Raw genomic sequence first — 19884 nt, 5'->3', positions numbered from 1 at the left:
CCGTCGCGGAACCATGGCGGAGAGTCGCCTACCCTCTGTATAAGAGCCATAGACGCACGACCGAGGCGTGAGGTTTACATCCGATCGAACAAAAAAGATGGGAAAGGCCTAGTGATCTTGAACCAAGCTGGCACGCGACGCTTCCGGGCGTACACGTCCAAACACCTCGACGAGCTTCTGCGGCGCGCCGGTCTCGATGACGGCGAGCGGCTGAAGGTGCGTGCCGTCGCCACGGTGCTCCCCTTCCGTACCAACGCCTACGTCGTCGATGAACTCATCGATTGGTCGGCCGCGCCCGACGACCCGATATACCGCCTGGTCTTCCCGCAGGCCGACATGCTGCCGGAGGCCGACGTGGCCCGGCTGGCCGACCTGCTCAAGGCCGAAGCGTCCAACGCGGAGATCCAGGCCGAGGCCAACAAGGTGCGGGCGCAACTCAACCCGCACCCCGCGGGCCAGATGGAGCTCAACGTGCCGCGCATCGACGACGAACCGGTGCCCGGCATGCAGCACAAGTATCCGGAGACGGTCCTCTTCTTCCCGAAGCAGGGGCAGACCTGTCACGCCTACTGCACCTACTGCTTCCGGTGGGCGCAGTTCGTCGGCGACGCCGACCTCAAGTTCGCCTCGGACGACATCGACCAGATGGTCGGCTACCTGCGCAAGCACCCCGAGGTCACCAGCGTCCTCATCACCGGCGGCGACGCCATGATCATGGGCGAGCCGGTGATCAGGCGCTACATCGAGCCGCTCCTGGAGCTGGAGCAGCTCGAGTCCATCCGGATCGGCACCAAGGCCCTGGGCTACTGGCCGCAGCGCTTCGTCAGCGACCCCGACGCCGACGCCACGCTCGGCCTGTTCGAGGAGGTCGTCAAGGCGAACAAGAACCTCGCCTTCATGGCGCACTTCTCGCATCCGCGCGAGCTGGAGTCGCCGCTGGTCGAATCCGCGGTGCGGCGGATCCTCGACAGCGGGGCGACCATCCGCACCCAGGCGCCGCTCATCAAGTCGATTAACGACGACCCCGCCGTGTGGGAGACCATGTGGCGGAAGCAGCATCGCATGGGGATGATCCCGTACTACATGTTCGTCGAGCGCGACACCGGTCCTCAGGACTACTTCGCGGTGCCGCTCGGCCGGGCGTACGAGATCTTCAGGGACGCGTACGCGAGCGTCTCCGGCCTCTGCCGGACCGTGCGCGGACCGTCCATGTCGGCGACCCCCGGCAAGGTGTGCGTCGACGGCGTCACCGAGATCGCGGGGCAGAAGGTCTTCATGCTCCACCTCATCCAGGCACGCGACCCGTCCTTGGTGGGGCGGCCCTTCTTCGCCCAGTACGACCCGTCGGCCGTCTGGCTGACGGACCTGCGTCCGGCCTTCGCCGACGCCTTCCCGTACGAGACCGCCCAGGACTGAGCGGTCAAGGGAGGCCTCCGCCAGCGGAAAATCTGCGCCCCCGGCCCGTGACAATCATTTTGACCAACCCCTGGAACGGGCCGGGGGAGCGCAGCCCCGGGGACGCCGGAAGCGTCCGCCGAATATCCGAATTGGGCCCCCTTCATTTCCTGATTTGTCTTCCCGTGCAGGACCCTTGCCGGGCTCGGTAACTTACCCACAAAGCCCTTGTCACAGGGTCTTTCCGCGGCTTTCCCGAGTGATAGAACTTCCTCCGTAGCTCAGCCGTGGCCGGTGCGCTCGGTGTGGTGCCCACAGCGCGTACGCCACGGCATTCGGGGGTTATCGATTCGCGATTCCGACGCATTCAGAATGCGAATCGGCCACGAGCCGGGAAGGCAAACTATGAAACGTGTAATCAGAACGGCGGTAGCCGTGACGGTGTTCGGGCTCGCCGCGGCGCTCGCCGCGCCGGCGTCGGCCGCCTCACCGGAGTCCGGGAGCGCCGACGGGCCGGGGCTCGGCCACATGGTCGGCGACGCGGTCCACGAGGCGCTGGGCGTCCCCAAGGCCGCCAGGACGAAGTATCCCAAGCGGCCCGGCAGCGCGCCCACGTCCCGGACACGACCCGACAAGCCCGGGAGGTCCGGACCGGCTCGCGACACGGCGATACAGGACAGGTGGGCCCGCGACCTGGGGCCGGACTCGCTCGGCCAAGCGCTGGGGATGATGTCGACCACCGCCGTGATGCCCAGCGGCGGGGCGCTGCCGGCCCGGGACAGCCTGCGCGGCCTCTCGCAGGCCGCGAAGAAGGCGCTGCCGAGCCAGGACAGCAACGGGCGTCTGGGGCCGCTCGTCGGCCATCTGACGCCCTCCGAGGCGGCGCCGATGCTGGAGTCGCTGCCCGGCACCACCCAGGTCGCGTCCGTCGACGAGATCGCCCCGCTTGTCGAAGACGCGTCCGCCCTGGCCGCCGCCAACGGGACCAAGGCCGCGGGCTCCTACACCGACACCGTGGCCTCGCTCGGCTGGTCGACAGCCGCCCTCACCAGCGCGGTGCGGGACCCCTGGCATCACCACTGACCCCTGGAGGACCCCAGCTCCGCACCCTCTGAAGCAGCTCCGAGCCCCGCAGCCCGCGGGCGCTCGACGCCGGGAGTGCACGCCCGGCCCCCGCCGCGCTCGCCGGCGCCGCCCAAGACTGCAGGGTGGCGGCGCCGTGAGCCCGGCGGCCGCCGCCGCCCCACGCCAGGGGACGGCGGCGGCTTTTTCGTGCTGTCTATCCGGTCAGCCGCACGCCCGTGCGGCGGGCGATCTGGGCCTGCAGCCTCGCCATCTGCCAGTGCAGCTCAAGCAACTGCTCGGCGAGCTGCATCGCCGGTATCTCGGTCACATCCTCGGAGGCCAGGTGGTCGATAGCGGCCGAGAGCTCACCCATCGCGTCCCCCCACTCCATCACCGTTCCCCAGCTCGAACCGACGTTCGAATCCTAGCGAACCGAAACCTCTCCTGTCAGTCACGACGCGCACTTCACCCCACGACCCGCCGACGCGCCTGCAGGTCCTCTGGGTGGGGTCCGCCGGAAACCTCTCCTGTCAGTCACGACGCGCACTTCTCCTACGGCCCGCCGACGCGCCTGCAGGTCCCTGGGGGTACGTGCGACGGAAGCCTCTCCTGTCAGTCGCGACGCGCGCCTCTCCTACGGCCCGCCGACGCGCCTGCTGGTCCCCGGGGTGGGGGCCGACGGAAGCCTCTCCTGTCAGTTACAACGTCCGGACATGACTACGGGCCGGCGCATGGCGACCGGCCCGGTGGGGGGAGAGAGACTCAGCCCTTCGTGTAGGCGGCGAGTACCTCTTTGGGGTCGCCGTCCATCTTGATCTTGCCCTTGTGGAGCCAGATGACCCGGTTGCAGGTCTGCTGGATGACGCGCAGGTCGTGGGCGACCAGGAAGACCGTGCCCGCCGACTCCCTGATCTCGCGGATGCGCTTCTCGCTCTTCTTGCGGAACTCGCGGTCACCCGTCGCCAGGGCCTCGTCGATGAGGAGGACGTCGTGGGTCTTGGCGGAGGAGATGGCGAACCGGAGGCGGGCGCCCATGCCGGAGGAGTAGGTCGACATCGGCAGCTTGACGAACTCGTCGATGCCGGAGAAGTCGACGATCTCCTGGTATTTCTCCTTGACCTCGGCCGGCGTCATGCCCATCGCGTAGCAGCCGAGGATGATGTTGCGCTCGCCCGTGAGCTCGCGCATCAGGGCCGCGTTGACGCCCAGCAGGGACGGCTGCCCGTCGGTGTAGACGGCGCCGGAGTGGGGCGGCAGCAGGCCGGCGATGGCCCGCAGCAGCGTGGACTTGCCGGAGCCGTTGCGGCCCACGACGCCGATGGCGTCGCCGTGGTAGGCGACGAAGGAGACGCCCTTGACGGCGTGGACCTCCTTCATCTGCGGCCTGCCCTGGCGCTTGAGTATGCGCATGAGGGCGTTGACCGCGTTGCCCTTCTCGGACTCGGAGGCCGCGCCGTAGACGCGGTAGACGATGTGGAGGTCGTCGACGATGACCGTGGGCGTGCCCGTGGGGACGTCCAAGGGGCCCTTCGCCGCCGGCTCCGGGTCGGGATGCACCCGGACGTCCTTGCTTGGGACGGCGGGCTCCTCACCCTTCACCTTTGCCAGCTCCTTGGTCAGTTCAGCCACGCCCGTACCTCTCCTCAGCCCGCCAGAAGTACCAGAAGCCGAAGCAGAGTGCGAACACTGCCCAGAATACGCAAGCCGCCCACACCATCGGCGGGGGTGTGTGCCCGTCGATGAAGATGTCGCGCATCCACTCGATGTAGGACGCCGCCGGGTTGAGGTACATGGCGTCGGCGACCCACTGCGGCAACCCCGCGACCCCGACCACCTTGCCCTGGATGGAGAAGAAGACGCCGGAGGCGTAGAGCCAGGTGCGGGTGATGAACGGCAGCAGCTGGTTGAGGTCTCGCATGGAGGCCCCGAACCGGGCCATCACCAGCCCCGCGCCCACGTTGAACATGGTCTGCAGGAGCAGGACGACCGGGATCATCAGCCAGTACCACGTCGGTGACTCGCCGGTGATGAGCACGATCAGCACCAGCACGCCCATGGAGACGGCGAGCTGCTGGAGCTCCTGGATGGTGTAGGCCAGGGGCAGCGCGGCGCGCGGGAAATGGAGCGCCCGGATCAGCGACAGGTTGCCGGAGATCGACTTGGCGCCCGCGTTGACGCTGCGCTGCGTGTAGGTGAAGACGAAGATGCCGGTCAGGAGGAAGGCGGGGTAGTTCTCGATGCCGTCGCGGCCGCCGAGGACCACGCCGAACATCACGTAGTAGATCCCGGCGTTCAGCAGCGGGGTCAGGACCTGCCACAGCTGGCCGAGAGCGGAGCTGGAGTATTTGGAGACGTTGCGCGAGGTCGCGTACGTCATGATGAAGTGTCGACGCTGCGCGAGCTGGCGCAGATAGACGGGGAACCTCGGCCGTGCGATGGCACGGCGAAGCCCGTATCTCTCGGCGAGCTTGGCCAGCGGCTCCTGCCCGCTTCGGCCGCCCGCCTGGGCGTCCGCGACAGCGGATTCCGGCTGGCTCATGGCATGGACTCTATTGGATCCGGGTGGTCTCAGGTGCCTGCCGCGTGGAGCGCGGCCGGCAGCTTGCCGCGGGATGCGGCCGACAGTTGGACGACGTCTCGCGGCGTCCGGTTCCAAGGCACCGTCAAGACTCGCTCAACCGTAGCTCAGCGGCGCGGACGATGGGGGCAACGGCGCGAGCACGGTCTGGTAGGAGGTATTTTTCATCGACTGCGCACGTCCATTCGTGTGTCCTTCTGACTCGTTTATGCACTTCATCCCCCAGCGAGCTGTATGGGTGTGACGATGGTCATGTGCCGTGTGACCGAACTGCAACGCGCCAGAGACGTGCTGGTGGCAAGTAGTAGGAGATAGTCGCGATCGACTGGCAGGGCGTCGGCTGGTTTGACCAGGTCAGCCAAACCCGGGGGATTACAAAGAACCCCCCGTCAGGCTGCTCACGATCATCGCAGCTCAGTGCTTACGCCCACATCGGTAGAGGGAGGATTTTCTTAACCATGCGTGTTACTAGAGGCGCACAGATCGTCGCCGGTACCGCGCTGCTCGCTCTCGCGGTTGCCGCGTGTGGCGGCGGTGCCAGTCCGTCGGGTGACCCCGCGGCGGACGGCGGCGACACGCCGGTTCGCATGGAGCTCGGCGAGCCGCAGAACCTGCTGGTCCCCTCGAACACCACCGAGTCGGAGGGTTCTGAGGTCCTCGCGGCCGTCTTCGAGCCGCTGGTGAACTACGACGAGAACAAGCAGGTCGTCGAGGCCGCTGCCGAGTCGATCACCACCGAGGACAACATCACCTGGACGATCAAGCTCAAGCCGGGTTACACCTGGCACAACGGCGAGCCCCTGATCGCCCAGAACTACGTCGACGCCTGGAACTACGCGGCCAACCAGGAGAACGCCCAGGGCGCCGGCTACTTCTTCGGCCGGGTCAAGGGCTACGAGGACCTCAACCCGGGTGAGGGCAAGGAAGTCACCACCAAGGAGATGTCGGGCCTGAAGGTCGTCGACGACCTGACCTTCACCGTCGAGCTCGCCGCGCAGTTCTCGCAGTTCCGCACGATGCTCGGCTACACCGCCTTCTACCCGCTGCCCAAGGCCGCCTTCGGCCCCGACGGCAAGGTGACGGACGAGTACGGCGAGAAGCCGATCGGTCAGGGCCTCTTCAAGCTCGACAAGCCCTACAAGAAGGGCACCGACCAGACGATCGACCTCTCGGTGTACGACAAGTACCCGGGCAAGAAGCCGAGCAACTGGACCAAGCTCCAGTTCAAGCTCTACAACAGCTCCGAGACCGCCTACAACGACCTGCAGGCGAACAACGTGGACATCCACGATTCGCTGCCGGCCTCGGCGATCTCCAGCGCGAAGACGGCCCTGGGCGACCGTTACCAGGACCAGCCGGACGCCGGCATCGGCTACATCGGCTTCCCGCTGCAGTACAACGACGACTACAAGGACATCCGGGTCCGCGAGGCCATCTCGATGGCCATCGACCGGAAGACCATCGCCGAGACGGTCTTCTCCGGCACCCGTGCCCCCGCCGACGACTTCATCAACCCGGCCATCGACGGCTACCGCCAGGGCGCCTGCGCGGCCTGCACCTACGACCCGGGCAAGGCGAAGGAGCAGTACGCGGCGGCCAACGGCCCGGCCAAGCTGGAGCTGGGCTACAACGCCGACGGCGGTCACAAGGAGTGGATCGAGGCCGTCGCCAACAACCTGCGGGCGAACCTCGGCGTCGACGTGACCGTCAAGCCGTTCGAGAAGTTCGCGAACATCCTGGACGACCTGGACGCCAAGAAGTACACGGGCATGTTCCGGATGGGCTGGGCGGTCGACTACCCGTCCGCCGAGAACTACCTGACGCCGATCTTCTCGACCGGCGCCATCAAGACCGGTTCCAACTACGCGGGCTACTCCAGCAAGGAGTTCGACGAGCTGGTGGCCAACGGCGACCAGGCGGCGACCCCCGAGGAGGGCCTGAAGCTCTACCAGCAGGCGGCCGATGTCCTGATCAAGGACCTCCCGTACATCCCGGTTTACTTCTACCGGAACAACTCCGGGTACTCCACTAACGTGAAGAACGTCCGGATCAACCTGCTCAACCAGGTTGAGTGGGCCGACGTCGAGAAGGCCTGACGTTGACAAACGGGGGTGGGCGGGGCGCCGCCCACCCCTCGTGAGCCCGCCATGAAGGCAGTCGCTTGGGCCCGCGCCACACCAGGACCCCAAGGGCTGCCTTCTGGCATGTACGGGAGGCTTGTATGGGCCGTTACATCATCAGGCGCCTGATCCAGGCGATACCAGTCCTGCTGGGCGCCACCCTGTTCATCTTCGCCATCGTGTTCGCGCTTCCCGGTGACCCCATCGAAGCGCTGGCCGGCGAGAAGCGTCAGGACCCGGCGATCACCGCCATCATCCGGGAGCAGTACCACCTCAACGATCCGCTGCTGCTCCAGTACTGGTACTACATCAGCGGCATCCTGTTCGAGGGCGACTTCGGCAAGACCTTCGCCGGCGTTCCGGTCACTCAGCTGCTGGCGGGCAAGTTCCAGGTCACGCTGAACCTGGCGCTCGTCGCGCTGGTCATGGAGGCGATCATCGGCCTGCTGCTCGGCCTCTGGGCGGCGCTGCGCCGCGGCCGGGCCACCGACACCGCGATCCTGGCCTCGACGCTGCTGCTCATCTCGGTGCCGACCCTGGTCACCGGTTTCGTGCTGCAGCTGTGGCTGGGCGTCTGGCTGAAACAGGTCACCGGAGTCGAGTTCTTCCCCATCGCGGGAGTCGGCCTGGGCCTGAAGTCGTACCTGCTGCCCGGTTTCGTGCTGGCCGGTACGTCGATCGCGTACCTGACACGTCTGACGAGAACGAGTCTGGTCGAGACGTTGCGCTCCGACTACATCCGCACCGCCACCGCGAAGGGCCTGTCGAGAGGGCGGGTGGTGGGCAGGCACGGGCTGCGCAACGCGCTGATCCCGATGGTCACCTTCCTCGGGGCCGACCTGGGTAACCTCATGGGCGGCGCCATCATCACCGAGACCATCTTCAACCTGCCCGGCGTCGGCCTGCAGCTGTTCCAAGGCGTTTACCTACGCGAGCAACCCATCGTCGTAGGTATCGTGACAATCCTGGTGTTGGTGTACATCGTGGCAAACCTGATCGTCGACATGCTGTACGCCGTGCTCGACCCGAGGATCCGCTATGAGTGAGACACCGCAGTTGGGCCGGGTCGGGCCGGCATTCCCCAGCACCCGGCCGTCGAACGAGAACCAGGCTCCCGGCGAGCCGCCCCCGGCCAAGCCCAAGAAGAAGAAGGAAGCGAGGCCGGCGAGCCTCTGGAGCGACGCCTGGTACGACCTGCGCCGCAGGCCGATGTTCATCATCTCGCTGGTCCTGATCGCGGTCCTGCTGGTCATGTCGTTCTGGCCGTCGCTGTTCACCTCGATCGATCCGTTCGACGCGAAGACCTGCGAGCTGTCCACCGCCCGCCAGGGCCCGAGCCCCGGCCACATCTTCGGCCGCGACAACCTCGGCTGCGACGTGTACGCCAAGACCATCTACGGCGCCAAGAACTCGATCATCATCGGGGTCGCCACCGCGCTGGTCACCGCGATCGTCGGCGGGCTGCTCGGCCTGCTCGCGGGCGCCCGGGGCGGCTGGACCGACGTCCTCGCCTCCCGGGTCACCGAGGTGTTCTTCGCGATCCCCTCCATCCTGGGCGCGCTGCTCATCACGGCGACGTTCCGGGACCAAGGGCTCGGCATCTGGATCGTGGTGATCGCGCTGTCGGTGCTGGCCTGGCCGATGACGTTCCGCATCATGCGGGCGGCCGTCATCACCGCGCGAAGCCAGGACTTCGTCCTCGCGGCCAAGGCGCTGGGAGCCAGCCAGGCGCGCATCATGTTCCGGCACCTGCTGCCGAACGCGATCGCGCCGGTGATCGTCATCGCCACCATCAACCTGGGCGTCTTCATCGCGGCCGAGGCCGCGCTGTCCTTCCTGGGGGTCGGCGTGCAGTCGCCGGACATCTCCTGGGGCCTGATGATCGCCGACGCCCGCAACCGGTTCCTGGAGGCGCCGCTGCCGCTGGTGTTCCCCGCCGTGTTCCTGAGCATCACGGTGCTCGCGTTCATCATGCTGGGCGACGCCGTACGCGACGCGCTCGACCCGAAGCTCAGGTAGGAGGGGGGAGACATGAGCAAGACATCGCTGGACGCGTTGCCGGCCGAGGGAGGGCTGGGCAACGAGCCGCTGCTCGCGGTGGACGACCTGCACGTGGAGTTCGTCACGCGCGCAGGCGTGGTCCGCGCCGTCAACGGCGTGAGCTACTCGCTGAACGCCGGAGAGACCCTCGCCGTCCTGGGCGAGTCGGGGTCCGGCAAGTCCGTGACCGCGCAGGCGATCATGGGCATCCTGGAGACGCCGCCGGCCCGGATCCCCAAGGGGGAGGTCCGGTTCCGCGGCACCGACCTGCTGAAGCTGTCGGAGGACGCGCGCACCCAGGTGCGCGGCCAGCGCATCGCGATGATCTTCCAGGACGCGCTCTCCGCGCTCAACCCGGTGTTCACCGTGGGCTGGCAGATCAGCGAGATGTTCCGGGTGCACCGCGGCATGTCCAAGCGCGACGCCATGAAGAAGGCGGTCGAGCTGATGGACCGGGTCCGCATCCCGGCCGCCAAGCAGCGGGTCAACGACTACCCGCACCAGTTCTCCGGGGGCATGCGGCAGCGCATCATGATCGCCATGTCGATCGCGCTCGACCCCGAGGTGCTGATCGCCGACGAGCCGACCACCGCGCTCGACGTGACGGTCCAGGCCCAGGTCATGGAGCTGCTCGCGGAGCTGCAGCGCGAGAGCAACATGGGCATGATCCTGATCACGCACGACCTCGGCGTCGTCGCCGACGTCGCCGACAAGATCGCGGTCATGTACGCGGGACGCATCGTGGAGAACGCCCCGGTGCACGACATCTACAAGGCCCCGGCCCACCCCTACACCAAGGGGCTGCTGGAGTCGATCCCGCGGGTCGACCTCAAGGGCCAGGACCTGTACGCCATCAAGGGCCTGCCGCCGAACCTGCTCGACATGCCCACCGGCTGCGCCTTCCACCCGCGCTGCCCGTACCGGCAGGACAACTGCGTGACCGACAACCCCCCGCTCTACGAGATCAGCGGCCGGCGCAACAGCGCCTGCCACTACTGGAGGGAGGTCCTCGATGGCGACCAAGGGTGAGACGATCCTCGAGGTCCGCGACCTGGTGAAGCACTTCCCTCTCACCCAGGGGATCGTCTTCAGGAAGCAGATCGGGGCCATCAAGGCCGTCGACGGCGTCTCCTTCGACCTCGCCAGGGGCGAGACGCTCGGCATCGTGGGCGAGTCGGGCTGCGGCAAGTCCACGCTCGCCAAGGTGCTGATGGCGCTGGAGCGGCCCACCTCCGGCTCGGTGCGGATCAACGGGCGTGACATCGGCAAGGCCAGGGGCGCCGAGCTCAAGCGGATGCGGCGCAACATCCAGATGGTGATGCAGGACCCGTACACCTCGCTGAACCCGCGCATGACCGTCGGCGACATCGTCGGCGAGCCGTTCGACATCCACACCGAAGTGGCGCCCAAGGGCGACCGCACCCGCAAGGTGCAGGAGCTGCTGGAGGTCGTGGGCCTCAACCCCGACCACATCAACCGCTACCCCCACCAGTTCTCGGGCGGCCAGCGGCAGCGCATCGGCATCGCCCGTGGGCTGGCGCTCCAGCCGGAGATCATCGTCTGTGACGAGCCGGTCTCCGCGCTGGACGTGTCGATCCAGGCCCAGGTGGTCAACCTGCTGGAGCGGCTGCAGGACGAGTTCAACCTGGCGTACATCTTCATCGCCCACGACCTGTCGGTGGTCCGCCACATCTCCGACCGGGTCGGGGTGATGTACCTGGGCAAGATCGTGGAGATCGGCAAGGACAGCGACATCTACGACAGGCCGGCTCACCCGTACAGCCAGGCGCTGCTGTCGGCGGTGCCGGTGCCCGACCCCGAGGGCCGCGAGCAGCGCGAGCGGATCATCCTCCAGGGCGACCCGCCGTCGCCGGCCAACCCGCCGTCCGGCTGCCGCTTCCGCACGCGGTGCTGGAAGGCGCAGGAGATCTGCGCGACGGAGGAGCCGCTGCTGCAGATCCGGCCGGGCACCTCGCACGAGAGCGCCTGCCACTTCGCCGAGGCGCACGACGTCGTCCATGTGAACTGAGCGGTCACCGTGGCCCCCGCGCCGACCGGCGCGGGGGCCACGCCGTGTCAGTACCGGGGCCGTCCGTCGCGGTGGCGGAGCAGGATGCGGGCCGACAGGCCCAGCGCCAGGGCCACCAGGCCCGCGATGACCAGGGCCCGGGAGACCGGCGGGTCGCCGCCGAAGTGCTCCGCGGGGAGCGGGGGCGGCCGGGTGGGCCCGGCCAGGCGTTCGGCCTCGCGCAGGGCCAGGGCGGCGTCGGCGACGCCGTGGCCGTAGGCGGTGTTGTAGCCGCCGCGCGGCCGCTTCCTGGTGCCGAGCTCGATGGCGCGCCGCACGTGGTACGGGGAGAGATGCGGGTACGCGGACCTGATCAGGGCGGCGATGCCCGCGACCATCGCGGCGGCCGAGCTGGTGCCGTCGCCGACCACGTACGTGCCGTCGCCGCTGGCCGTGACGATGTCGACGCCCGGGGCGACGACCGACAAGTAGTCCTGGCGGTTGGAGAACCGGGCCGGCCGGAGGTTCCGGTCGACCGCGCCCACGGCGATCACCCCGGGGTAGGCGGCGGGGAAGTTCTTCCGGTTGGTGGTGTCGCCGTCGTTGCCGGAGGAGGCGACCAGCACCGCGCCGCGCGCGAACGCGTACTGCACCGCCTCCTCCTCGGCCGCCGAGCCCTCCCAGGAGCCGCTGCCGCCGCCGAGCGACATGCTGATGACCTGGGCGCCCCGGTCGACGGCGTAGCGGATGCCCCGGGCGAGCGCGTCGTGGCCGCCGGGCCGCCGTTTGGTCCGCTGGGGGTCGGAGTTCTCCAGTGTGACCCGTACCGACAGCACCCGGGCGGCGGGCGCGACGCCGAGCACCCCGCCGCCGCCGTGCTTGCCGTGGCCGTGGCCGGCGATCAGGCTGGCCATGGCGGTGCCGTGGTCGCCCCAGCTCCCGCGGGTCCTGGCGGCGCCGGTCAGGTCGGGGCCGTACATCACGGAGCCGCGCAGGTCCTGGTGGTCGCCGCGGACGCCGGTGTCGAGGACGGCCACCAGCACGCCCTCGCCCTCGGTGACGCGCCAGGCGTCGGGCAGCCGCAGCGTGTCGAGCTGCCACTGCTTGGACCTGGCGATCTCGCCGAGTTCGTCGTCGGCGACGGCGGGCGGCGCCAGGGCGAACAGCAGCAGGGACGGCAGGAGCAGCGCCGCGGGGAGGCGTGGCGGCCTCATTCCGTGAGGCCCCGGTGCAGCGCGGTCGCGAGCTGGCGGGCTAAACCGCCCAGCCGGGACATGACCCGGGCGCCCGCGTGGTAGGAACGCCCGTCGGCGTAGCCCGCGACGGTGGCCACCAGGTACGCGTCCGAGGCGAGCCGGGCACCGGTGAAGCACTGCCGCTCGCCGAAGTGCTCGGCCGGGCCGGGGAAGGCGACCGGCCGGACCGTCACGCGGTCCGCCGTCCCCAGAGGGACGGGGCGGGCCAGCACGGCGATGCCGGCCGTGGCGACGAAGGTGGCGGTGCTGTCGGCGTACGTGGCCCGCAGCGCGGTCACGCAGGCGGGCGGCGCGGCGCGGAAGGCGGCCGCGCAGGAGGTCTCGGGGGCGATCCCGGCCAGCAGGTAGGTGACCTGCGCGCCTGACGGGCTGGTGCCGGTGATCGCGTACGGGAAGACCCGCGTCACCGGCCACACGCGCCAGCGGTCGGCTACCGGCCCGGCCGGATACCGGAATGACGACAGGGTGAAAAGCAGAAACAGGGAGAGCGGCAACACGTCGACCTCGAACACGGGGGGAGGGGGCGCCCGATTTGCCGTGCATTCTGGCACGGGGTTGACGGCTCAGTCCGACGGTTCAGTAAACAGTCCGATACACGGCGTAACTGGTGATTAGTGGCTTTTGCGCTATACGGAGGGGGCCAGCCGGACGTGCGCGCCCGGCGGCAGACCCAGGCGCTGCGCGGCGTCTCCGCAGTTCACCGCGAGAGCGATCAGGCCCGCCGAGTCCGCGAACGCCACCAGCTCCCCGGGCGGGACCGCCGCGTACGTCTCCCGATAGGGCATCGACAGCCGCCGCCTGCCCAGCGACACGCCGAGCGTGTCGCCCACCCGCAGGCCCAGCGCCTCCAGATCACCCACCGTGATCGACAGCTGCGTGTTGCCGTAGCGGTCCACCGAGACCACCTCGCCCTCGACCGCGCCCTCGCGCCGCACCGAGGTCGGCTCCGGCAGCGACACCAGCCTGTCCACCGGCACCCCGGGACCCAGCTCGCTCGGCCGCAGCCCGGTGCAGAGCCGCCCGGCCACCGGCGCGAACACGTCCCGGCCGTGGAAGGTGGGCGACACCGGGCGCAGGAAGTACTCGGCGTTCGTCAGCTCGTACGCCGCCACCGCGCCGCCGCTCGCGGCCACCGCCCACGACAGCAGCCCGTTGTCAGGACCGATGAACACCCGGCCGCCCGCCTCGACCGCGACCGCGCGCCGGGCGCCGCCCGCGCCGGGGTCGACCGCCCCGACGTGCACGCCCGCCGGCAGGTACGGGATCGTCTGGGCCAGGATGGCCGCGCCACGCCGCACGTCGCCCGACGGGACCAGATGGCACACGTCGATGACCCGGGCCTGCGGGGCGATCCTGGCGATCACTCCGTGACAGGCGGCGACATAGCCGTCCTCGAGCCCGTAATCCGTGAGAAGCGTGATGACTGAGGTCACACTTAGTGACTGTACGTCTCTCAATCCACCGTGAACAGTCGCACTCGGCACATTACGATGGCCACGGGCCCCGCGCGTGAGGCCGTCGTCGCGCCGCCCGTTTCGAGGAGGACACCATGGACACTGCGCCGTCAGACGGTGACAGTGCCGACCGCAGGACCGGCCAGGACGCCCAGGAGCCCGGCCGGCCACCCCTCACCGACCGCGAGATCGAGCTCCTCGCCTTCGAGCGCCACTGGTGGCGCTACGCGGGCGCCAAGGAGCAGGCCGTCAAGGAGACCTTCGGGTTCTCCGCCACCCGCTACTACCAGTTGCTCGGCGAGCTCATCGACCGCCCGGAGGCGCTGGCGCACGACCCCATGCTGGTCAAGCGGCTGCGCAGGCTCCGCGCCGACCGGCGGCGCGAGCGCTCGGCGCGGCGGCTGGGCATGCGTCCCTGACCGGTTGGGTACGGCAGCGGCGTGAACGACATCCCTGGAATGGAAGCGATACTGAAAGACCCGGCCGGTGCCGTGATCGGGCTCGACTTCGACGGCACCCTCTCGCCGATCGTGCCCGACCCCGACACCGCGGTCGTCCACCCCGGCGCGCCCTCGGTGCTGGCCGAACTCGGCCGGCACGTCCGCGCCGTGGCCATCGTGACCGGCCGGCCGCCGGTCAAGGTGCTGGAGCTGGGTCCCGCGCTCAAGGACGTGCCGGGCCTGGTCATCCTCGGCCACTACGGCTTCGAACGATGGGAGGACGGGCGGATCACCGCGCCCCCGCCGCCGGCCGGGGTGCCGCGCGCCGAGGCGGAGCTGCCGCTGCTGCTCGACTCGCTGGGCGTGACGGACGCGGCCATCGAGGACAAGGGCCGCGCCGTCGCGGTCCACACCCGGCGCAGCGCCGACCCCGAAGGCACGCTGGAACGGCTCCGCGAGCCGCTGGCCCGGCTGGCCGCCAAGCACGGCCTGGTCGTCGAGCCCGGCCGGATGGTGCTGGAGCTGCGGCCGTCGGGCATGGACAAGGGGCACGCGCTCAGCGCCTTCCTGGCCGAGCGGTCCGCCCGGTCGGTGCTCTTCGCCGGCGACGACCTCGGCGACCTGGCCGCCTTCGACGCGGTGCAGGCCGCCGACATGCCCGGCGTGACCGTCTGCAGCGGCTCCAGCGAGGTCACCGCGCTGGCCGAGCGTGCCGACATCGTGGTGGACGGGCCCGAGGGCGTGGTGGCCCTGCTGCGCGAGCTGACCTCGGCGTTCACCCGCCCGTGACCGGTCCCCGCCGCCGTGGCGATGGTCACGGCGGCGAGCCGGCTCCCCGCCGTCAGGGGGTGCCGAGGGCGTCGAGCTGGGCGGCCAGCCACCGGTGCGGTGGCAGGGCGGTGGCGGCCGCCTCCAGCCGCTCGCGGCGGCGGGCGCGCTCCGGCTCCGGCATCACCAGCGCCGCGTGCAGGGCCTCCGCCGTGCCGGTGACGTCGTACGGGTTCACGACCAGCGCGTGCGCGCCCAGCTCCGCGCAGGCGCCGGCCTCCCGGGAGAGCACCAGGGCGCAGCGCGGCGACAGGATCGGGCCCTCCTTGGCGACCAGGTTCATGCCGTCGCGGATCGGGTTGACCAGCAGCACGTCGGCGAGCCGGTAGGCGGCAAGGGAGCGCGGGTAGTCGTCGTCGACGTTGAGGATCAGCGGGTTCCAGTCGTCGGTGGCGTACTCGTCCTCGATCTCCTGCGCGCAGCGCTGCACGGCCGCGGTGTACTCGCGGTACTCGGGCAGGTCGTGGCGGCTCGGGTAGGCGAAGGCCAGGTGGACGACACGCCCGTGCCACTCGGGGTGGGCGTCGAGGAACTCCTTGTAGGCCAGCAGGCCGCGCACGATGTTCTTCGACAGCTCGGTGCGGTCGATCCGCACGATCAGCCGGCGGTCGCCGACCTGCTCGCGGATGGCCGCCATGTGGGACTCGACGTCGGGCTCGCCGGCGCGGGCCCACAGCGCCTTGCCGTCGACGCCGAGCGCGTGCACGCCGACGCGGGTGGTGCGGCCCTCGTACGTGATCGTCCCGGCCTGCCGGTCGATCGCGGCGCCCAGCATGGTCTCGCAGCAGTCCATGAACGCGCCGGCCCAGCGGCGGGTGAGGAACCCGGCGTGGTCGGCGCCCAGGACGCCCTCCAGCACCTCGCCCGCCACCGCGTCGGGCAGCAGCGAGAAGTACTCGGGCGGCGCCCAAGGCGTGTGGCTGAAGTGCGCGATGCGCAGGTCGGGCCGTTCGGCGCGGAGCATCGCCGGGGTCAGCGTCAGGTGGTAGTCCTGCACCATGACCCGGGCGCCGTGGCCCGCCTCCTCGGCCAGCGCGAGCGCGAAGGCGCCGTTGTAGTCGCGGTAGGACTCCCAGTCGCGCCGGAACCGGGTGCCGAAGTGGGGCGCGTTCGGGATGTCGTAGAGCAGGTGGTTGACGAACCAGAGGGTGGAGTTGGCCACGGAGTTGTAGGCGCGGTGGAAGGTCGTGGGCGCGATGTCGAGCATCCGTACAGCGCCCGTCTCGTAGCCGGCGTGGTCTAGCCGGCCGCCGGGAGCCTGGCGGGCGGCGCCGCGGTCGCCGTCGGAGAGGGCGGCGCACACCCAGAGCACGCCCTCCTCGCCGGCGACGCCGGAAAGCCCGGAGACGAGCCCGCCGCCGCCGCGTTTCATGGTGAGGACGCCGTCGTCGGAGACGGTGAAAGACACCGGGCCTCTGTTCGACGCGAGCAGGACGCTGTTCATTTACGCTCCCTCCGACCATAGGATCCCAGCTATGGCGCTAGATGAGCACACCGAGGAACTCGCCCGTGCCGCCGCCGGCGGCGATCATCGCGCGCTCGGCGAACTGCTGCGGCGGATCGAGCCCGACGTGTTGCGACACTGCGCCCGGATCCTGCCGTATCACCACGACGCGGAAGAGGCCGCGCAGGACACCCTGCTCGCGGTCGCGCGCAACATCGGGCGGTTCGAGGGGCGGGCCAGGTTCAGCACGTGGCTTCACATCGTGACCGCGAACTGCGCGCGCACCACGTACCGCTCGCTGAAACGCAGGGCGGCGGAGCAGCAGAGCTCCGACGAGCTGCTGTCGCAGAAGCCCGACGTGCGGCGGGTCAGCGTGATCGCGGGCTCGCGGCTGGACCTGCTCGACGCGATGGAGGCGCTGGAGGCCGACAAGCCCGACCTGGCGCAGGCGCTGGTGCTCCGCGACATCGTGCAGCTCGACTACAGCGAGGTGGCCGAGCAGCTCAACATCCCGCTCGGCACCGCCAAGTCGCGCATCCACCAGGCCCGCAAATACGTCCAGGGCGTGCTCGGCGACGACTACCGGTGAGACCGTTCATCTCACAGGGTGAGACGCGTGTCCAATGCACGTGGTTGATTAGGTAGAGTCCCTGGCAGTAGCAACAATTGAACATTGCTCATCCAGAGGGGTGGAGGGACCGGCCCTGCGAAGCCCCGGCAACCCTCCCGGCTTATGGCTCGCGACGTGGCGAGGCCGACCGGGACAGGGTGCCAATTCCGGTCTGCGGTCAGGGTGGCCGCAGGCGAAGATGAGGGAAGGCCTCGCTTCATGTCGCTTGACTTTGGTCCTGCCACGGCTCTGTCCTGCCGCGAGTGCGGCGCCCGTTACCCGCTCGGCCCCAGCTTCGCGTGTGTCGAGTGTTTCGGGCCGCTGGAGACGGCTTACGACTTCGGTGACGTCAAGAGGTCCGACATCGAGTCGGGCCCGGCCAGCATCTGGCGCTACCGCTCGCTGCTGCCGGTGCCCGCCGACGTCGCCTCCAAGCCGAACATGAACCCCGGCTGGACGCCGCTCGTCAAGGCGGGCAACCTGGGCAGGGCGCTCGGCATCAAGTCCCTGTACGTGAAGGACGACTCGGCCAACCCCACCCACTCCTTCAAGGACCGGGTGGTGGCCATCGCCGTCGAGGCGGCGCGCAACTTCGGCTTCCACACGCTCTCCTGCTCCTCCACGGGCAACTTGGCGGGGGCCGTGACGGCCGCCGCGGCCCGGGCCGGGCTGGAGGCGTGCGTGTTCATCCCCGCCGGGCTGGAGCAGGCGAAGATCGCCATGGCCCGGATCTTCGGCGGGAAGCTCGTCGCCATCGAGGGCAGCTACGACGAGGTGAACCGGTTCTGCTCGGAGCTGATCGGTGACCCGATGGGCGACAAGTGGGGGTTCGTCAACGTCAACCTGCGGCCCTACTACGCCGAGGGCTCCAAGACGCTCGCGTACGAGATCGCCGAGCAGCTCGGCTGGCGGCTGCCGGAGCAGATCATCATCCCGATCGCGTCCGGCTCCCAGCTCACCAAGATCGACAAGGGCTTCAAGGAGCTGATCCGGCTCGGGCTGGTCGAGGACCGGCCCTACAAGATCTTCGGGGCGCAGGCGCTCGGCTGCTCGCCGGTGTCGGCGGCCTACAAGGCGGGCCACGACGTGGTCCAGCCGGTCAAGCCCGACACCATCGCCAAGTCGCTGGCCATCGGCAACCCCGCCGACGGCCCCTACGTGCTCGACATCGCCCGGCGCACCGGCGGCGCCGTCGAGGACGTGACGGATGCCGAGATCGTGGCGGCCATCAAGCTGCTGGCCACCACGGAGGGCATCTTCGCCGAGACGGCCGGCGGCGTCACGGTGGGCGTGCTGAAGAAACTCGTCGAGACCGGGCAACTCGACCCGGAGGCCGAGACCGTGGTGCTCAACACCGGCGACGGGCTGAAGACGCTCGACGCCGTGGTGGCCGACGCGCAGCCCACGGCCGTGATCAGGCCCTCACTCGACGCGTTCCGCGCGACTGTCTGACAACCAGGAAAAGGCGAGGTTTACCATGAGCGTTACTGTGCGGATTCCCACGATCCTGCGGACCTACACCGGGGGCAACGCGGAAGTGAGCGGGGAGGGCGCGACTCTCCGTGACGTCCTGGCCAAGCTCGATTCCGACTATCCGGGCATTGGCGGACGTATTCTGGATGAATCGGGCAAAATTCGGCGTTTTGTCAACGTCTATGTGGGGGAAGAGGACGTCCGATTCGCCCAGGGCCTCGACACTCCCGCCCCGGAGGGCACGCAGATCTCTATCATCCCGGCGGTCGCGGGCGGCTGACTCCCCGACCGGCAGAGCAATCGTCTAGAAGGCGCCCCTTGTGGGCGCCTTCTCCCTTTTGTGGGAAATACAACCTTGAACTACTCCGCTAGCAGAGAAATAGGGCTTTTGTCGATTGACTCTGTTGCCGACCGCCTTGCCACAGGTATGGTCGAGTGCGATCGTCAGACGGATATCCCCATAAGTCGTGGCGATTGTGGGTCTCGCAGAGGAATGGGCGAGATCTCTTAGCCCAGTAAGAGGAGTCGGAAGTGGCGCAGGGCACCGTCAAGTGGTTCAACGCGGACAAGGGCTACGGCTTCATCGCGGTAGACGGTGGTAAGGATGTATTCGTCCATTACTCGGCAATCCTGATGGACGGGTACCGCTCTCTCGAGCAGGGACAACGAGTCGAGTTCGAGATCACGCAGGGTCAGAAGGGGCCGCAGGCGGAATCCGTCCGCGCTGTCGCCTAGCTGACGCACGTCGGTAGATCACACGTCAGCGCAGTGCGTGTGACCTGCCACTTCACCATCGGGTACGGCGGGTCGCCCGGGGCCCGCCGTACGGACTTCTTGACGGCGAGTTGTTGACCTGGCCAAGGCTGGAGTCGGCTTGCACTCGCATGGGTAGAGTGCTAAACAGTTCGTTGGCACTCTATGCTGATGAGTGCCAACGGGGATCGAGACGATGGGGCCTGCCGGAACGGAGATGTGGGCCCACATGCCGTCGCGGGCGTCGGCTCGGTCTCATCAAGGACACCCTGCATCTGGGAGGTCTCGCCTGATGGCAGCCAAGATGATCGCGTTTGACGAGGACGCCCGGCGCGGTCTCGAGCGCGGGATGAACCAGCTCGCCGACGCCGTGAAGGTCACGCTCGGCCCCAAGGGCCGCAACGTCGTGCTGGAGAAGAA

At 69.0% G+C, this 19884-nt stretch carries 20 protein-coding genes and 1 riboswitch; of the genes, 13 read left to right on the top strand and 7 right to left on the bottom strand.

Annotated features, from left to right (window positions below; all coding sequences use genetic code 11):
• The first annotated feature begins 111 nt into the window (after nt 1–111).
• Both AB0J42_RS35150 and AB0J42_RS35145 read left to right on the top strand, forming a co-directional pair.
• Nucleotides 112–1416: a lysine 2,3-aminomutase gene (locus AB0J42_RS35150; RefSeq protein ID WP_364302354.1), complete on the top strand. Its 1305-nt coding sequence runs from the start codon at nt 112–114 to the stop codon at nt 1414–1416.
• Between the two features lie 414 nt (nt 1417–1830).
• Complete coding sequence (locus tag AB0J42_RS35145; RefSeq protein ID WP_364302351.1) at nt 1831–2478, top strand: hypothetical protein; 648 nt, start codon at nt 1831–1833, stop codon at nt 2476–2478.
• Between the two features lie 196 nt (nt 2479–2674).
• Here the strand turns inward: AB0J42_RS35145 and AB0J42_RS35140 are convergent, their stop codons facing one another.
• The 3 genes from AB0J42_RS35140 to AB0J42_RS35130 all read right to left on the bottom strand — a co-directional run bounded on the left by AB0J42_RS35140 (nt 2675) and on the right by AB0J42_RS35130 (nt 4999).
• Entirely contained in the window at nt 2675–2833 is a 159-nt protein-coding gene (locus AB0J42_RS35140) for a hypothetical protein (protein ID WP_364302350.1), read from the bottom strand.
• A gap of 389 nt (nt 2834–3222) precedes the next feature.
• Nucleotides 3223–4089, bottom strand: coding sequence for an ABC transporter ATP-binding protein (locus AB0J42_RS35135; protein WP_364302348.1), 867 nt, complete (start codon nt 4087–4089; stop codon nt 3223–3225).
• Nucleotides 4082–4999, bottom strand: coding sequence for an ABC transporter permease (locus tag AB0J42_RS35130; protein WP_364302346.1), 918 nt, complete (start codon nt 4997–4999; stop codon nt 4082–4084). The genes AB0J42_RS35135 and AB0J42_RS35130 overlap by 8 nt, the downstream gene beginning before the upstream one ends.
• 626 nt (nt 5000–5625) lie before the next feature.
• On the opposite strand from AB0J42_RS35130, the gene AB0J42_RS35125 reads away from it, so the two are divergent.
• From AB0J42_RS35125 to AB0J42_RS35105, 5 genes are all read left to right on the top strand, one after another.
• Complete coding sequence (locus AB0J42_RS35125) at nt 5626–7134, top strand: ABC transporter substrate-binding protein (RefSeq protein WP_364302344.1); 1509 nt, start codon at nt 5626–5628, stop codon at nt 7132–7134.
• 125 nt (nt 7135–7259) lie between these two features.
• Nucleotides 7260–8204 carry an ABC transporter permease gene (locus AB0J42_RS35120; protein WP_364302342.1) on the top strand — a complete coding sequence of 315 codons (945 nt, stop codon included), beginning with the start codon at nt 7260–7262 and terminating at the stop codon, nt 8202–8204.
• Nucleotides 8197–9177: an ABC transporter permease gene (locus tag AB0J42_RS35115; RefSeq protein WP_364302340.1), complete on the top strand. Its 981-nt coding sequence runs from the start codon at nt 8197–8199 to the stop codon at nt 9175–9177. Before AB0J42_RS35120 ends, AB0J42_RS35115 begins: the two co-directional genes overlap by 8 nt.
• A gap of 12 nt (nt 9178–9189) precedes the next feature.
• A complete protein-coding gene (locus AB0J42_RS35110) occupies nt 9190–10227 on the top strand; it encodes an ABC transporter ATP-binding protein (protein ID WP_364302338.1) in 1038 nt (345 codons plus the stop codon).
• Nucleotides 10211–11227 (top strand): dipeptide ABC transporter ATP-binding protein, encoded by a 1017-nt coding sequence (locus AB0J42_RS35105; protein WP_364302336.1) that lies wholly within the window; start codon nt 10211–10213, stop codon nt 11225–11227. Before AB0J42_RS35110 ends, AB0J42_RS35105 begins: the two co-directional genes overlap by 17 nt.
• 47 nt (nt 11228–11274) lie before the next feature.
• Here AB0J42_RS35105 and AB0J42_RS35100 read toward each other — a convergent pair whose 3' ends face one another.
• The 3 genes from AB0J42_RS35100 to AB0J42_RS35090 all read right to left on the bottom strand — a co-directional run bounded on the left by AB0J42_RS35100 (nt 11275) and on the right by AB0J42_RS35090 (nt 13895).
• On the bottom strand, nt 11275–12420 hold the full coding sequence (locus AB0J42_RS35100) for a S8 family serine peptidase (RefSeq protein WP_364302333.1): 1146 nt from the start codon (nt 12418–12420) through the stop codon (nt 11275–11277).
• Complete coding sequence (locus AB0J42_RS35095) at nt 12417–12974, bottom strand: hypothetical protein (RefSeq protein WP_364302331.1); 558 nt, start codon at nt 12972–12974, stop codon at nt 12417–12419. The genes AB0J42_RS35100 and AB0J42_RS35095 overlap by 4 nt, the downstream gene beginning before the upstream one ends.
• Before the next feature lie 114 nt (nt 12975–13088).
• The gene (locus AB0J42_RS35090; RefSeq protein ID WP_364302329.1) at nt 13089–13895 is read right to left on the bottom strand and encodes an SAM-dependent chlorinase/fluorinase; all 807 of its coding nucleotides are present in this window, start codon (nt 13893–13895) and stop codon (nt 13089–13091) included.
• Between the two features lie 116 nt (nt 13896–14011).
• On the opposite strand from AB0J42_RS35090, the gene AB0J42_RS35085 reads away from it, so the two are divergent.
• Together AB0J42_RS35085 and otsB are read left to right on the top strand one after the other, a co-directional pair.
• Nucleotides 14012–14335 (top strand): DUF3263 domain-containing protein, encoded by a 324-nt coding sequence (locus tag AB0J42_RS35085; protein WP_364302327.1) that lies wholly within the window; start codon nt 14012–14014, stop codon nt 14333–14335.
• A gap of 39 nt (nt 14336–14374) precedes the next feature.
• Complete coding sequence (otsB, locus tag AB0J42_RS35080) at nt 14375–15145, top strand: trehalose-phosphatase (protein ID WP_364302325.1); 771 nt, start codon at nt 14375–14377, stop codon at nt 15143–15145.
• Nucleotides 15146–15197: 52 nt separating this feature from the next.
• Here the strand turns inward: otsB and AB0J42_RS35075 are convergent, their stop codons facing one another.
• On the bottom strand, nt 15198–16628 hold the full coding sequence (locus AB0J42_RS35075) for a trehalose-6-phosphate synthase (protein WP_364302323.1): 1431 nt from the start codon (nt 16626–16628) through the stop codon (nt 15198–15200).
• 31 nt (nt 16629–16659) lie between these two features.
• Here AB0J42_RS35075 and AB0J42_RS35070 point away from each other — a divergent pair, with 31 nt between their 5' ends.
• The 4 genes from AB0J42_RS35070 to AB0J42_RS35055 all read left to right on the top strand — a co-directional run bounded on the left by AB0J42_RS35070 (nt 16660) and on the right by AB0J42_RS35055 (nt 19446).
• A complete protein-coding gene (locus tag AB0J42_RS35070) occupies nt 16660–17217 on the top strand; it encodes an RNA polymerase sigma factor (RefSeq protein WP_364302321.1) in 558 nt (185 codons plus the stop codon).
• A gap of 85 nt (nt 17218–17302) precedes the next feature.
• A riboswitch (SAM riboswitch) is annotated at nt 17303–17444 on the top strand.
• Between the two features lie 13 nt (nt 17445–17457).
• Nucleotides 17458–18690, top strand: coding sequence for a threonine synthase (gene thrC, locus AB0J42_RS35065; RefSeq protein WP_364302319.1), 1233 nt, complete (start codon nt 17458–17460; stop codon nt 18688–18690).
• Between the two features lie 25 nt (nt 18691–18715).
• A complete protein-coding gene (locus AB0J42_RS35060) occupies nt 18716–18991 on the top strand; it encodes a MoaD/ThiS family protein (protein ID WP_364302317.1) in 276 nt (91 codons plus the stop codon).
• 251 nt (nt 18992–19242) lie between these two features.
• Complete coding sequence (locus AB0J42_RS35055; protein WP_364302315.1) at nt 19243–19446, top strand: cold-shock protein; 204 nt, start codon at nt 19243–19245, stop codon at nt 19444–19446.
• Nucleotides 19447–19884: the final 438 nt, after the last annotated feature.

Source organism: Nonomuraea sp. NPDC049649 (assembly GCF_040675175.1).
Lineage (GTDB): Bacteria > Actinomycetota > Actinomycetes > Streptosporangiales > Streptosporangiaceae > Nonomuraea.
This window is presented reverse-complemented; position numbering and strand designations above follow the sequence as displayed.

Bases quoted from the DNA above. Each gene is read 5' to 3' on its own strand.
- AB0J42_RS35140 (WP_364302350.1), bottom strand. From the start codon at position 2,833: ATGGGTGAGCTCTCGGCCGCTATCGACCACCTGGCCTCCGAGGATGTG.
- AB0J42_RS35130 (WP_364302346.1), bottom strand. From the start codon at position 4,999: ATGAGCCAGCCGGAATCCGCTGTCGCGGACGCCCAGGCGGGCGGCCGA.
- AB0J42_RS35125 (WP_364302344.1), top strand. From the start codon at position 5,626: ATGGAGCTCGGCGAGCCGCAGAACCTGCTGGTCCCCTCGAACACCACC.
- AB0J42_RS35120 (WP_364302342.1), top strand. From the start codon at position 7,260: ATGGGCCGTTACATCATCAGGCGCCTGATCCAGGCGATACCAGTCCTG.
- AB0J42_RS35115 (WP_364302340.1), top strand. From the start codon at position 8,197: ATGAGTGAGACACCGCAGTTGGGCCGGGTCGGGCCGGCATTCCCCAGC.
- AB0J42_RS35110 (WP_364302338.1), top strand. From the start codon at position 9,190: ATGAGCAAGACATCGCTGGACGCGTTGCCGGCCGAGGGAGGGCTGGGC.
- AB0J42_RS35105 (WP_364302336.1), top strand. From the start codon at position 10,211: ATGGCGACCAAGGGTGAGACGATCCTCGAGGTCCGCGACCTGGTGAAG.
- AB0J42_RS35100 (WP_364302333.1), bottom strand. From the start codon at position 12,420: ATGAGGCCGCCACGCCTCCCCGCGGCGCTGCTCCTGCCGTCCCTGCTG.
- AB0J42_RS35085 (WP_364302327.1), top strand. From the start codon at position 14,012: ATGGACACTGCGCCGTCAGACGGTGACAGTGCCGACCGCAGGACCGGC.
- otsB (WP_364302325.1), top strand. From the start codon at position 14,375: ATGGAAGCGATACTGAAAGACCCGGCCGGTGCCGTGATCGGGCTCGAC.
- AB0J42_RS35075 (WP_364302323.1), bottom strand. From the start codon at position 16,628: ATGAACAGCGTCCTGCTCGCGTCGAACAGAGGCCCGGTGTCTTTCACC.
- AB0J42_RS35070 (WP_364302321.1), top strand. From the start codon at position 16,660: ATGGCGCTAGATGAGCACACCGAGGAACTCGCCCGTGCCGCCGCCGGC.
- thrC (WP_364302319.1), top strand. From the start codon at position 17,458: ATGTCGCTTGACTTTGGTCCTGCCACGGCTCTGTCCTGCCGCGAGTGC.
- AB0J42_RS35060 (WP_364302317.1), top strand. From the start codon at position 18,716: ATGAGCGTTACTGTGCGGATTCCCACGATCCTGCGGACCTACACCGGG.